Origin of the sequence: Janthinobacterium sp. B9-8 (genome assembly GCF_000969645.2) — a bacterium.
GTDB lineage: Bacteria > Pseudomonadota > Gammaproteobacteria > Burkholderiales > Chitinibacteraceae > Iodobacter.
This window is the reverse complement of sequence record NZ_CP014222.1, coordinates 4,315,943-4,329,212: the sequence shown is the minus strand read 5'-3', so window position 1 is coordinate 4,329,212 and position 13,270 is coordinate 4,315,943. Positions and strand designations below refer to the sequence as shown.

Here is a 13,270-nt window from a genome sequence, read left to right as displayed (position 1 = left end):
AGTTGTTAAACTTGGCTTGTTTTATACACATACATCTAAACCCGTTGGCGCGCTCGCTCATAATGCAAATCACATCTTGCCCAAACTCACGAATCAAACGCACTTTTTGTGAACTGTCTGATGACGCACTGAAAGACATAGAAAGAACGCAAACTTTTACTCATTTGGCAGGCTATAACGCGCTGGATTGGCCGCAGTTACTCAATTCAAGCCGAGTCTTGATTATTGCAGAGGCGGGTTCAGGTAAAACTTACGAGTGTCAGCAAGAGCAAAAACGCCTCTGGGATGAAGGGCAAGCCGCCTTTTTTCTTGAGCTAGCCGTTTTGGCATCAAGCAGTAGCTTGAGTGAGCTTCTGCCCTCCGAAGAAGAAACTCGATTTGAGCAATGGAAAGAGTCGCGGTCAGGCGTTGCGACTTTTTTCTTAGATTCTTTTGATGAACTTCAGCTTACCCAAAATTCGTTTAGAAAAGCCCTAGTTCGTTTGGAGAGGGAGCTCAAAGGACTGCTGGGGCTTGTCCGCATCATTATCACGACGCGCCCAGTTCCATTTGATCGCGAAAAATTTAAGCAATACCTTCCTTTTCCAGAAGCGCAGCAAGAACGTGAAGTGCCAACTGGACAAGCTTTTGCGGAGGAAATTACCAAATCAACGCAATTCAACAACAACTCCGCAGCCGAGCGTGAAGAACCCATTTGGCGCAGCGTTTGCTTGATGCCTTTGTCTAGCGAGCAAATTAGCGAAATGATCCGCATGCGGAACATCACCAATCAAGACGAATTGATGGGCGCAATTCGATTGCGAAATGCAGAAGAGTTTACTCATCGCCCACTGGATCTGATCGAGTTGTGTGAGGACTGGCGGGAGCATCAGCAGATACGTGCGCATCGAAAACAGCTGGAAAATAATATCCGCATCAAACTGAAACCACGCTTAAATGTTGATCGACATGAAGTCATGGCTCTGTCGCCAGAAAAGGCATTAGATGGCGCAGCCAGATTAGCTCTAGCTTGTGTCTTATCGCGTAAATTAACCTTGCGTCACAGTGTAGAGTCTGATGTCATTCCAGCTGCTGATAGTGCACTCGACCCTGCTGATATTCTTACCGATTGGGATGAAAAAGAACGCAGAACACTGCTGGAGCGAGCGCTTTTTGGTATTGCCAACTACGGCAGGGTTCGTTTTCACCACCGCTCGGTGATTGAATTTCTTGCGGCACAGCAATTAAATAAATTGCTAAACAGCGGGATGGCCATGAAGACGCTTAAGCGGCTGTTGTTTGCCCAAACTCCGCAAAACATCAAAGTCATTAAACCCAGTATGCGAGCCGTTTCGGCTTGGGTCGCAGCAGGCAATTCAAGCGTTTTCGATGAGGTTCTGTTGCGAGAGCCTGAGGTGCTGCTTGATTTTGCCGATCCAGAATCGTTTTCTTCCTCTCAACGTAGCCAGACTTTGAGAGCATATGTTGAGCGCTATCAGCATGGTGGCTGGAGAGGAATGCATACGGCCAGCATTCAGATTCAGCGGTTTGCACATGCTGAGCTGGCATCGTTAATACGCGAGCTGTGGGATGTTGGTATTGAAAATATGGAAGTACGGGAATTGTTGGTTGACGTGATTGGTAGCGGTGAAATTAATCAATGTGCTGATTTGGCATACGCTGCGGCAATCAATCCCACTGAAAATCAACGAGTTCGACGCAGTGGATTGGAAACCTTGGGGCAACTTAATGATTCTTGTATTTTTGATGTCGTCGCCAATATGCAGCAGTACGTTGAGCAATGGCCGGAGCAATTGTTAAAAACAGCCATAGTGAGTTTTTTTCCTAGCCATTTATCGATTGAGCAGCTTGAATTTTTGCTAGAGCACACTTCAGAAAAAGTTAATGAAGTGGGTTTGCTGGGTTGGCAGTGGCCTCGGCTGATTGCTGACGTAGTAATTACACCGATTCTTTTGGATGGATTGCGGCAAAAGCTAAGCGAGCTTATTTTGGAGAATGCTGAGTTTCAACCGGCTTGGCGCTTTAGTACGACCAGACCGCATTTGCTGCAAGCATTAGCAGCATGTTGTGTGCGGCAGTTAGTCGCAGGTGAACGTAGTGAGGCATTGTTTAAATCAGTTATTGTGGCGTTACGTTTTTCAAAAAATGGCTATTCAAGCCAGAAAGAGCTTATCAACATCTTGAAGCAAGAGCTTGCGGCTTTGCCAAATCCGTATCGTGAAATATTTTTCTGGGCAGATATTGCATTTACTCAAGGCTTTGAAAGGGAAAGCACCCCCTGGGCTCGTATGTATCGCACATGTTTGGATGGTCCACTTCAACTAAATGCTGAACAGGATTGCGGCTGGGTACTAGAAAAACTCGTGGAGCAGTGTCGTCCTACTTCTGAACGTTTATTGCTACTTGAGTTGGCTATGTGGCTCCACAGAGGGCCGAATACGGGTCGAGAACAATACGCCGAATTTATACAAACGCTGATCGCGGATCAGCTTGAGTTAATTGAGCATCTCAACAGCTACATACAAACTATAAGCAATAATCCAGCACGGGAAAAATGGGAAAAACAAGAGCAGAAAGATAACCGACAAAGACAACGTAAAGAAGTCAAGGTTTACGCTAGTTGGCTTGCATTTTGGAAAGAAGTATCAAGTCATCCAGAAAAAGCATTTTCAACCGATCGTCATGAAACAACAGCATTGAACCTATGGAAGTCGGCTCGCGGTGATGGTGATAATAAGTTCGCAGGATGGAATCGACCATTTTTTGAAAAACACTTCAAGCAAGACATTGTTGATCGACTCCGTGCCTCAATGATGGTGCTCTGGCGCAAAGAACGCCCATCGTTACGCGGTGAACGCTTAGACGAAAAAAGAAATATTACTCGCTACTCGTGGCTGATGGGTTTAGCTGGGATTTACGCAGAAGCAGAAGATCCAAACTGGGCAAGAACGCTGAGCCATGACGAGGCTTTGATCGCAAGCCGTTATGCATTGATAGAGCTAAACCGCCTCCCCGCGTGGCTAGATGATTTGGCTATTGTTCATCCAGATGCGCTTGCTGCAACAATTGGAGTTGAATTGGCGAGCGAGCTGTCGGAGTCCACGGTTACACATTTCCACATATTGCAAAGCTTGCGAAGTGCATCTCAAGCAATAATCCAGTTATTTATTCCTCAGATGGCTAAATGGCTTGCTGCGCTGCCGCCATTGGAAGATGGCGAAGATAAATATCTGGTCGAAACAAGGTTGAGCATGGTCTTGAACTTGCTTATAGCTTATGGCGAAGACAGTCAAATCTCGTTGATTGAGCAGCAGGCTAAAGTTCGGCTTGAACAAGGGTTGAACTCGGAATTTGCCTCGCTATGGTTGCCTATTTTGCTGCGCCAGTCCCCCGAATCTGGTGTTCGAATATTGATCGATGGACTGGAGGGGCGTGAAAATGACGCAGATGCTCCCGGCGTGAGGTGGATTGCGGCGTTATTTGGAGATCGTCATCAGGAACGCTTATTTGAATTGACGGAGCCTAATTTTGCGCCTGAACTACTACTGGAATTGCTACGACTGGCTTATCGATATGTGAAAATTGACGAAGATATTAGCCATGACAGTGTGTACTCCCCGAATCAGCGAGATCATGCTCAAAGTGGAAGGAACTACCTGTTGGATGCTGTTTTAAATCTTGGTGGCGTAGAAGGTTGGCGTATTAAAGCGAAATTGGCCGCAGATCCACTATTTTTTCATTTTAGAGATCGCGCCTTAATCCTTGCCAAAGAAAAAGCCGCGAAGGAAATGGACGAACAGATTTATGAAACTGCTCAAATTGTTAAATTGTTAAAGTCGTATGAAATTGCGCCTGCCAATAACGATGAATTTTTTGTGTTGATGTGCGACAGGCTGGACGATCTAGACGATTTGTTGCTGCGGGATGATTCTCCGCGAGAGCTTTGGGCGGCAATTAAGGAAGAAAAGCTCATGCGCCGTGCCATTGCACATGAATTGTCAAATAGTGCAAATGGCATTTATAAGGTCAACCAAGAGGAAGTTACTGCCGACGAAAAAGAAACCGACATTCGTCTGCATATCATTAAGCCTAATTTAGAAAGCGTCATTGAGCTCAAACTGGGCGATGAGCGTACAGGCCGTGATTTACGTGACACTCTAGAAAAACAGCTTGTGAGTAAATACATGGCGCCAGACAACCGTCGTGCTGGCTGTTTACTTGTGACTGTAACTCGGGATAGAAAATGGGATCATCCTGAAACAGGGGTGAAGCTTGATATTGCTGGCTTACGCCAGATGCTTGAAGAGGAAGCTAGAAGAATCGAGTCTGAAAAAATGTGGTCGCTAAAACTGGCAGTTAAGGTTCTAGATTTACGACCACGGCTGCCCAAAGAAAATCAGGCATTAATTAATTCGCCATAGAGTTGTTTTAAATAGTGATGTGTGCAGGAAAATATGGACACCAAAGTTTGAAACAGAATCGACCTAAAAATGACATATTAATATGTCTGCTAAGGCCGAGGAGCGAGATAGTTGCCGAAGGATTGAGTGTCTGCAATAGTGAATGTTCAACCGAGAGTAATCACACGTCTTATTGCCTGCTTCTGCCCGATAGCGGCCTGTCGCTCAGTCTAACCTAATCGTTTCAACAGAGCGTCAGCTCTTGATTTAATAAGGCGAAATTGGTAAGCGGGGTGGCGATATTCAATGAGTTTTAGTGGATATAAGTGCCTAAGCATAAATTACCCAATGCTTTTCAATCATGTGTTTTTCGTAGGGTGGAAACTCCGTAGGAGTTACGCCCCAAGGGCCGGTGCCCAAGAAATGCACTTGCACACCCTACGAAAATCACATATTTTTTACTTTAAAAATGCGTGATAACTAATGTCGAACTGCTTCTCTAGTAAGAATTCGCCACAAAAAAGGAGGATGTAACAAAGAGACAACAAATCAGCCAACCCAATAGGAATGCGGGCTTGAGGTGTATGTTTGTTGTTTTGTTGCGTTTGTTGCTTTTTTTTACTATCTAGCAAAATAAAATACAGAGGCGCAATGTAAAGAGGGGATCAAAGTATGAATCACGCGTGCAATCATCAAAACCGGATACACCTGCTAGATGATAAAAAGCCCAGCCTCGCCGCTGGGCTTTGTGTTTATTTGTAGAAGTTCAGATCTAAACTACTACATTTTAAATGCTCCCATACTTGATCCAAGCAGGGCTCCCAGATCGGGTTATTTTCTCTATTGATGAGCACTGCTGACACCAATGTCCTCTGCAAATATCTCTTGAATGAGCCTTCCATCTATGGCCACGCTGGCATTGCCAAAGTAAGCGCTCATAAGCGTCATAACGCTCAGATAAACAAACCCCTCCTCTTGCTTTTGCCAAGTCTTGCATCTTGGCCAGCGTTTTTTGACGGCGGTCTTTAAAACATTGCATGCAACCAAAGCCCGCACTAATGCTATCGGGTCTGACGGTAAATTCATGCCCATTTTTACAACGCCATGCAACGGCAGATTTACAGCCCTTATATTCAATCGTCAGACATTGCCAGCCGCGTGCTACGGCTATTTTTTTGATATTTTCTAAATCACGCTGCTTTTGTTCATCCTTAGCGCAAATAAGGCAAAATTTCCCTGTAATTAAATGGCTGGGTTTACATTGCCAATAATGCCCCTTGGCGCAACGAATAGACACCCTTGTCAATAAGTTTACATAATCAGCGGATAAGCACTCACCACCCCAAGCATGTGCAATGCCTTGAATGGCCTTCAGGCTGATTATTTTTTGCTTTTCAATTGTGGTGTGACTTCTTACGGATGCCTTCCAGCGCTTTATGGCCTTTTGCACCGCGCTAGGTAATAAAGTCCGTGCAACTTCTGATGGTTTATTCAACTCATTGAGTGCACGATCTTTATTATCTGCATTCGCCTGCTTTCTTCTTAAAAGGGCTTCTACAAGGAGGTGTTTTTTTCTTTCCTCCATCATTGCGACATCCATACCACTAAATTTCATCCGCCACGTAAAAAATGAAGCAGGGGAAATGCCATGCTGACGATGCAGCTCTATGGCTGTGGCTCCTGCTTCACCTTGCTTCAGAACCGCAATGATAAATTCAAATGAGTAGGTTTTTTTAGCCATACTAAGCAATTTAAATAATGTGCACTAGCTATTGAAAAATAGGATTTGTGTAAATACAGTTTCGTCTTTGCATGGCTAAGCATCATGAGCGCAGAGGTATTAATTACTTGGACGAATACGAATTGTTTTAACAATTGCTTCGTATAGAGCCATTGCCTCTCGATTGCTTAAAGTAGCTGGGAAGTGTTGCCCCGCTCCGGCTTCTCCGGTATTCACCTCTAAATGAATGCTTGGTAGAAGTGGATTGCCGACTTCACCTAAGGTTTCCCAAACAAAGGCATGGGCCACTCCGGTTTCATCATCAGAAGGAAATACATCTAGTGATTCTTCCCCTTTTAGGGAGTTCACTTCACGAGGGCCTTGCTTGACTGTTTTTATTTTATTTAAAAACTGTTTTTTTACGCCTGATTCATCCATTCTCTCTAACAATGTTTTATATTTTTTGAAGTAAACATCGCTAGAAATACGTATTTTTACATATGGGTGATTCTTTAAAACAAAATATAAACTTGCTGCTTCTGCTTGTTGTGCTTTTCCATCATTAGCCACAAAGCCATTTTCAAAACAAAAACCGGGTTCTTTGGGGATCTCACTTTGGGATCGATATCGAACTTGGTTAAGATATTGCTCATATCCAGCTAATATTTCTTTAATTCTGACATCATCAAATGATCGATCTGATGTTATAAATGAATACCCATTAGTTACCTTCTTGTAAGTGTCAATCCCAAATGCTTTATCATTAAATGCAAATCTTGAAGAAACAATCATCCTTTGGTTTTTATTTCCTGCAAAGCGAGTTTCAACATATTTATAAGATCTGACGTTTTTCTCATTTTTTAAAAGCTCCTCTTGTTCTTTTATTATCTTTTCAAAAATTTCACTACTCGTTTTTTTTGACTGAATTTTCAGTTCTTTATAACTATTTCCTTCACTTGCTAACTCAGCCTCATTAGGTACATCAACTAAGTAACGCCCAAAACAATAAGTTTTTGTTTTTTCAAACATAGTTTGCTCCGCTGCATAAGTATTTGTCATTAATGAAAATAAGAAAGTGATGACGATAGTGGTTATTTGTAATGGTCTTATTTGCATGGTTTGACAGGCTCCGCAAGCTGAATCAATTTGGCGATGCTGTAGATGGTGGACTGCATGGCAAATAGATTTTTATAACTATTTTGATGATTAAAGCCATGCATTTTAAAAACCATTTGCGGAGCAGGAAGTAATTTTTCCAGTACAGCGCCTGAAACTAAAGGCACTGTGCCATCACCGCCCTGATCTCTATCATTTCTTAATTTAAAATGCAGGATGTTTTCAGCATCAAGAGCTACATCTGCTTTACCTGTGGTGTTACGCCATTGGTCTTTTGCTGTAAATAACGTGGGTTCATTTTCAGTAGTGACTTTGTTTTTAGTATCCCAACTAACGCTGCCAAAGGTTAGAAATTTATGGTCATCAACACCATAGTAGCCATATGTTTTAGGATGAGCAGAAAGGCCTACTGCATCGTGAAAATTGGCGGCGATAATCAACGCATCTTTATATGCTTTTAGAGGTGATTTATTCTTGGCAGATTGAATTACCCCTGCCGGATCAATTAACGATGGATCGACCATCCCCCACCAGCAGTCGTCTGTAGTTTTGCTGTAGATTTCTTCATAGGGATCTGATTCGGGCAGCTGCTTTATGATTCTTTCTTCGCCGCCAGTTTTTTGAATGATTTTGAGCCAGCCTTTTGGGTAAGCCGTATTTGGCAGCAGCTCTAATGGGCCGGGCGCGCAGGATAAGGCCGGAGTGATATCGGCAGCGTTCCAGCCAATAATTGCAGCGGCAGCAGCACCTGCAATATCAAAAAAACCATCCACTTCAGTGCCAGCCCTAAAACGCCGGTAAACTACTGGCGCACCAGCCACGGGTTGTACGCCATGCACAATGCCTAGGATTTTGCTGGAATCTTGTTGCGCGGCGGAGCGGGCAACAAATCCACCCATTGAGTGGGTAACTAAGATCACTTTACTGCAATCAAAATACTGGCTGTCATCATAAAATTGAATGATTTCATCAATGCGCTTGAGTAATTGCTCGCCAGATTCTTTATTACTTTGTAGCCAGTTATAGCCACATGCCCATACGGGGTAGTAATAGTCGTCTAATTTATCCATTTCTGCTGCACTGAGTGCGGGCGGAGTTTTATCCCATGCAGCTGCGGCCTTGGCAGCGGCTTTTTTATAATCAGGCTTGCTTTTAGCTGTCCCCTCGGTAGTGCCAAGTTGGGTTAAGAGCCCAATTTCTTCCAGCAAATGGTTGCCATCTTCTTCACTACGGCCAGGCTTGCTGTATTGCTCATTCAGGCTGATTTCTAATTGCTGTAGTGTTTCATGGTAGCTATCGGCGTGAAGTGCTCCCCAGCCCCGTTTTTTGGCTTCTTTTTCGGTGAGCATAAAGAAGTTGCTGGGGATGCTGCACGGCCCATCTGGATTCACTTCCGTATTGTTTGGATCAAATTGAACTTGCCTTTGTTCCGGTTTTTGAACGCTACGTTTTAAAGCTTGACCCAGCCCTGACAATGCGCTGTTTGGAGGGGCCCATGCATCTTTTTTTTCTTCTGCCATTCGTATATTTGTCCCCATAATCCCCGGCACAAAAATCACAGGAATCGCAGTATGCGGAGGGCGAATGATGAGTGCAGTCGGCTTAAAGTCCTCTGGGCTTTTTACGGAGCTAAACATCGGCTCACCCTTATCATCAAACTGTAAGGGCAAACGGCGTACCGCTTTAGAATCAACAGCTTGCTTTGCCATTATTTTTTCCGTGTGAGTTTAAGGTTGATCGACTCAATCGCTTTACCTACAAGGCGGCTGCTGGCCCCCTTGGCATCTGTGCTGCCACTTTCTAATAGCTTGCCCGCATCACTGTGTATTTCGTGCTTTACCTCAGTGATGGCTTTGCCAGAGCGGCTGACGATTGAAAATTGCTCATCTGTTTTACTTTCGCTCTTAGGCATCTTAGGCAGCTGAGGGCTCCCATTACCGGGGCCTTCCATATTATGCTGACTGGCTTTTTGGGTATGAGTGCCTGATGCTTGCGTGATGATATTACCGGCCCCAAGCGCAATATCGGTGCCTTGAGTACGCAGGGTAATCTTGGGGGCTTCCAGAAAAATCTCTTCTAAGGAGTAGAGGTGTAAACGCTTGGCTGAGCCAATTTCCATCTGATCGCTTTGCGCTTGAATATGAATCTTGCCTGCTGCAGCAATCAGTTTCATGCCCATTTGCTGAACAAAAATCGACAGCGATTCCCCAATACGAAAACGCAGCTTTTGCCCAATACTGTGGTTGCTGTCTTTTGCAGCAATCTGATCATGATTAGCGCCAGATACCATGCTGATCGCTGATTGGGACGAGATAGCAATGCCAGCGGGGGCGCTCATCGCCACGATGCCTTTGCCGCCTCCTTTGCCTTCTTTATCTGTATTGCTACCCGCGTGCCATTTTTTTAAATCGTTTAATAGCTGTTCTTCTTGCTTGGTATCGGTGCTCTCTGCCTCATGCGTTTCTGCTTGCTTAGCCAGTTGCTGGGCAATGGCAAGGGCTTGCTCTAGCTGAGCGATTAATTCGTCTCGTTCTAATTGAGCGCCTCTAGCACTGGGCTGATCATGCGCGGTAAGTAATAAGCCTTGCGCTCCCCTAATGGCTCCTGCCAAATCTGTTCTAAGCTCAAAGCCATTCCCGCGTGGCTCTGCCTTGCCATCTTTACGGGGATGCGTCAAAAAGCCTTGGTTGAGCTGAGTTTTACCAGTTTCACTCGATAGCTTGGCACGTACTTCCTGTGGGGTATCATCAAACAATAATTCATTGTATTGCCCACCTTGATGCTCCTTTGTTTTAATCCCCGACAGTGTTTTATTAGCAGGCAAAGAGCCAGCCCCACTAAAATCAGGCACTCCGTGGCTGCCGTTATAAACCACTCCCGTCACAATGGGCCGGTCGATATCGTTGTCTAAGTAGCTAACTAAAACTTCTTGACCGATACGCGGGATAAATTGATGGCCCCAGCTTGCCCCCGCAGAGGGGTAGGCAACGCGAACCCAGCAAGAGGATTTATCATCCAGATTTGCGCCAAACTCAGGATGCTCATCTGCTCGCTGCCATGAAAACTGGATCTTGATCCGGCCCAGCTCGTCGGTATGGACTTCTGATCCAGCAGGGCCAACCACAGTGGCGGTTTGCACCCCAAAACTGCTGGGCTTGCTGCTTTCGTCATAGCGAGGGGTGAGTGCTTGCCCTCGGCGCTGGGCGGTAAAGTCTGCCTGATAAGGTGCATTCTCCGCCGCGACCGCAGGATTAGAGCCAGCCAATAGGCTAGGTGCCAGCATCAGCAGTTGCTGGGTTAGATCAAGGGGTAAATTATTATTGGCAGTAAATTTAAGCTCGGTCACCACAAATTCACGCTTTTCAGCTGCATCCCATTCGTGAGCGGGGTGGTCTTCTAAGCGAAACCATTGCCCAGCCTGCAAAGATCGCAAAGTGCCAGAGCCGCTAAAAGACTTTTTAGCCTGATCGTGCGATTGCTGGCGTAGCTGTGCGTAGTGGCTTAGGTCTTCTGAATTGTTCGCATAGTAGTGTGCGAGTGAGCCGTAATCTTCAAAGCTTGACTGAATTTGCTGGCCGCCTTCACCCTGATCAATCGAGCTGTCATCAAAACTTTGATTGGTCTTAACGGCTTTATAATCGAAGCTGGCTAAGGCTACGCTGCAGCTCCCTAGCTGGCGCTGAGTGGTCCAATCGGTGAGGGCATCCGCCTCCTCTGTGGAATCCGCCCTGTGGAACCTGACGTGCGAATCACTGGCCTCTGGAATGGCGTAAGCATCATCAAAAATCACCATTTGTACTTGCGGTGAATCACCGGCTAAATGAACGAAGCGCCAAGATAGGCCTTCGCGCTGCATGATTCTGCATAGAAACGCATAATCAGATTCATTTTTTTGAGTGGTATAAGATTGAGACGGGTAATCACCAGACAGCTTGAAATCTAGCGTTTGTACTGAAGCAAAGACGGGGTTTTTATCTTGGTGTTCGGCTAATATCTTTTTAATAATGTCTGGCACGCTTAAATCTTGCAGCACTCGCGAAGTAAGGCGGTATCTGAGCAATGCAAAAGGCGGCTCAACAGTCAGCTTGTATTGAGCGAAGCCGCCATCAGAGCCCAATAATTGCGCCTGAGAAACGACCCCACAGCGCTCTACCACTCCCCCTTCTGCATCGGTAATCGATAGCACGACCGGTAAGCCTAGTAAAGATTTAAGCTCTAAAGCAGCGTCTGTGGATAAGCAATCAATGTAATAAAGAAAAGGCTGGTTAATGCCTTCAGTGCCTGTTACCCGTTGGGGCAACAACTGATCCCCCCATGCAGCACCATCGCCAATCTGCAATGAGATCAATCGCTGATCTTGTGAAAAAGCAGCAGCAAAAGAAGCCAGTAATTGATCGGCGCGCATGGTCGTTCCACGATTTTATCAAGCGATCAGATTACCCGATGTTTTCCCCGTTTGCCTATAAAATTACAGTTTGTTGACATTTTTACGGAAAGACCCTACTCACGAAGTAAGGGTAATCCTTTACTCCTTGTTTCTTATGAAGAAACTCATTTGTAGGATTAATCGTAATCTCGCTTACTACGCATAAAAATAAGCCTGATTACCCTGTATCAAGTATCAAGTATCAAGCTTCCAGCAAGTGCTCCCTCCCTTCGCGTTTTAAACCCCTCCGATGACTGAAGACAACACACAACAATTGCGTTTCCACTTTACGATTCAAATCTAGGTTGAAAACAGGAAAACCACGCAAATACCTAGCAATATCACGATAGATAATGGCGTTTTAGCTCTCCAAGTCTCACAAAAAAATGAATACATCCAGCATCAACAAAGGGGGCCGCCCCAAAGGCAGTACCGCTTCTGTCAGTGCTTTTAATCAGCTCAGCAAACACGTCCCCGAACTGATTAACCAAGTCCTTAATGCAGCAAGAAATGGCGACGTACACGCCGCCACATCGCTACTCACTTTGGCACGCCTCAATGAAGCTGCCGTCATTAACCCACATAAACGAGATACAAATCATGCTTAATCTTAAATTTCCTCTAGCACTCGGCAATGTCACAACGCCAGCCATTCTCAAAGCAATGAAAGAGAATGAGCACATAGCAAGCAAAGTCTTTTGTTCTTTGCACAAACTATTAGATGAATTAAGACCGCATAACCTCATGCTGCAAAGTTTTGCAGAACCAGAGCATATGAAGGAACACTTAGAAGCTTTACAAAAAGGAATTAATGCTCAGTACTTACAATTAAAAACATTAAATCAAAAATGGGAAATTCAGCGGGAATTAAAAAGAGTTGCAATTGGCCCAATGGATATTGCAGCACATCACCGACGCTCAGCAAATAGCAGCCAAATTTCTAGCCTACATCACCAGATCAATGATTCGAAAGAAGCCATTCTAGACAAGCGAGCGCAGCTCAAAAGCATGGGCGTTTCAGAACCAGAAATCGATCGTTTAAGACCTATTGTCCCTGCACAAAACCTGCTCGATGAAATCAAGGCTATAGAAGCTGAAAATAGCAAGATTGATGAATACCTCGCATACAAAGATGAAGCACTGCTCCCGACTGATCTCGTCGCACACATCCATCGAAGCCAAGCTAAATAACCCTTGCACCACTGAGTAATTAAAGATGAATCATTTAACACCGCACTACCAAGACCTCTTCCCTAAGCAAATGCTGGCTTACTTTAGACGCAACGATGCCTATTCCACGGTAAAAGCCCTCGATGGCTCAATGCTATATGAGCCTCATTCCCTGCCCACTTTTGAAGGCTTTGCATCGAGTATTGATGTCAATGCAGAAATCTTGAACGGCTGGGCCAGTGAAAAAGACGATGTGGGTGAGTTGAAATACCCCGCATTCGCTTATGCCCACCGGCTCGCCAACAATCTCCAAGAAGACCTACTGATTCAAGGCGGGCTCGTTGGCTCGTATAACTCTGAGTTTGCCGCATTCATGCTGAAAACCTTGCATGGCTGGGTTGAATAAAGCGCTTTAAACGGCCTTCGGGCCGTTTCATT

General features: G+C 45.0%; 8 protein-coding genes. 4 read left to right on the top strand and 4 right to left on the bottom strand.

What is annotated here, in order from left to right:
* Nucleotides 1–62 precede the first annotated feature (62 nt).
* Nucleotides 63–4,421: a hypothetical protein gene (locus VN23_RS19480; RefSeq protein ID WP_046351946.1), complete on the top strand. Its 4,359-nt coding sequence runs from the start codon at nt 63–65 to the stop codon at nt 4,419–4,421.
* A gap of 766 nt (nt 4,422–5,187) precedes the next feature.
* Here the strand turns inward: VN23_RS19480 and VN23_RS22330 are convergent.
* The 4 genes from VN23_RS22330 to VN23_RS19460 form a co-directional block, all read right to left on the bottom strand.
* On the bottom strand, nt 5,188–6,141 hold the full coding sequence (locus VN23_RS22330) for a transposase (RefSeq protein WP_046351945.1): 954 nt from the start codon (nt 6,139–6,141) through the stop codon (nt 5,188–5,190).
* A gap of 99 nt (nt 6,142–6,240) precedes the next feature.
* Nucleotides 6,241–7,236 carry a T6SS immunity protein Tli4 family protein gene (locus tag VN23_RS19470; RefSeq protein ID WP_156455227.1) on the bottom strand — a complete coding sequence of 332 codons (996 nt, stop codon included), beginning with the start codon at nt 7,234–7,236 and terminating at the stop codon, nt 6,241–6,243.
* A complete protein-coding gene (locus VN23_RS19465; protein WP_046351943.1) occupies nt 7,227–8,945 on the bottom strand; it encodes an esterase/lipase family protein in 1,719 nt (572 codons plus the stop codon). The genes VN23_RS19470 and VN23_RS19465 overlap by 10 nt, the downstream gene beginning before the upstream one ends.
* The gene (locus VN23_RS19460) at nt 8,945–11,641 is read right to left on the bottom strand and encodes a type VI secretion system Vgr family protein (RefSeq protein ID WP_046351942.1); all 2,697 of its coding nucleotides are present in this window, start codon (nt 11,639–11,641) and stop codon (nt 8,945–8,947) included. The genes VN23_RS19465 and VN23_RS19460 overlap by 1 nt, the downstream gene beginning before the upstream one ends.
* A gap of 407 nt (nt 11,642–12,048) precedes the next feature.
* Here VN23_RS19460 and VN23_RS19455 point away from each other — a divergent pair, with 407 nt between their 5' ends.
* From VN23_RS19455 to VN23_RS19445, 3 genes are read left to right on the top strand one after another with little or no spacing between them, the layout of a single operon-like run.
* Complete coding sequence (locus tag VN23_RS19455; protein WP_046351941.1) at nt 12,049–12,270, top strand: hypothetical protein; 222 nt, start codon at nt 12,049–12,051, stop codon at nt 12,268–12,270.
* Nucleotides 12,263–12,853: a hypothetical protein gene (locus VN23_RS19450; protein WP_046351940.1), complete on the top strand. Its 591-nt coding sequence runs from the start codon at nt 12,263–12,265 to the stop codon at nt 12,851–12,853. Before VN23_RS19455 ends, VN23_RS19450 begins: the two co-directional genes overlap by 8 nt.
* Before the next feature lie 25 nt (nt 12,854–12,878).
* On the top strand, nt 12,879–13,238 hold the full coding sequence (locus VN23_RS19445) for a hypothetical protein (protein WP_046351939.1): 360 nt from the start codon (nt 12,879–12,881) through the stop codon (nt 13,236–13,238).
* Nucleotides 13,239–13,270 lie beyond the last annotated feature (32 nt).

What these genes read in the sequence shown, in the direction of transcription:
- VN23_RS19480 (WP_046351946.1), top strand. Translation starts at nt 63, where the DNA reads ATGCAAATCACATCTTGCCCAAACTCACGAATCAAACGCACTTTTTGT.
- VN23_RS22330 (WP_046351945.1), bottom strand. Translation starts at nt 6,141, where the DNA reads ATGGCTAAAAAAACCTACTCATTTGAATTTATCATTGCGGTTCTGAAG.
- VN23_RS19470 (WP_156455227.1), bottom strand. Translation starts at nt 7,236, where the DNA reads ATGCAAATAAGACCATTACAAATAACCACTATCGTCATCACTTTCTTA.
- VN23_RS19465 (WP_046351943.1), bottom strand. Translation starts at nt 8,945, where the DNA reads ATGGCAAAGCAAGCTGTTGATTCTAAAGCGGTACGCCGTTTGCCCTTA.
- VN23_RS19460 (WP_046351942.1), bottom strand. Translation starts at nt 11,641, where the DNA reads ATGCGCGCCGATCAATTACTGGCTTCTTTTGCTGCTGCTTTTTCACAA.
- VN23_RS19455 (WP_046351941.1), top strand. Translation starts at nt 12,049, where the DNA reads ATGAATACATCCAGCATCAACAAAGGGGGCCGCCCCAAAGGCAGTACC.
- VN23_RS19450 (WP_046351940.1), top strand. Translation starts at nt 12,263, where the DNA reads ATGCTTAATCTTAAATTTCCTCTAGCACTCGGCAATGTCACAACGCCA.
- VN23_RS19445 (WP_046351939.1), top strand. Translation starts at nt 12,879, where the DNA reads ATGAATCATTTAACACCGCACTACCAAGACCTCTTCCCTAAGCAAATG.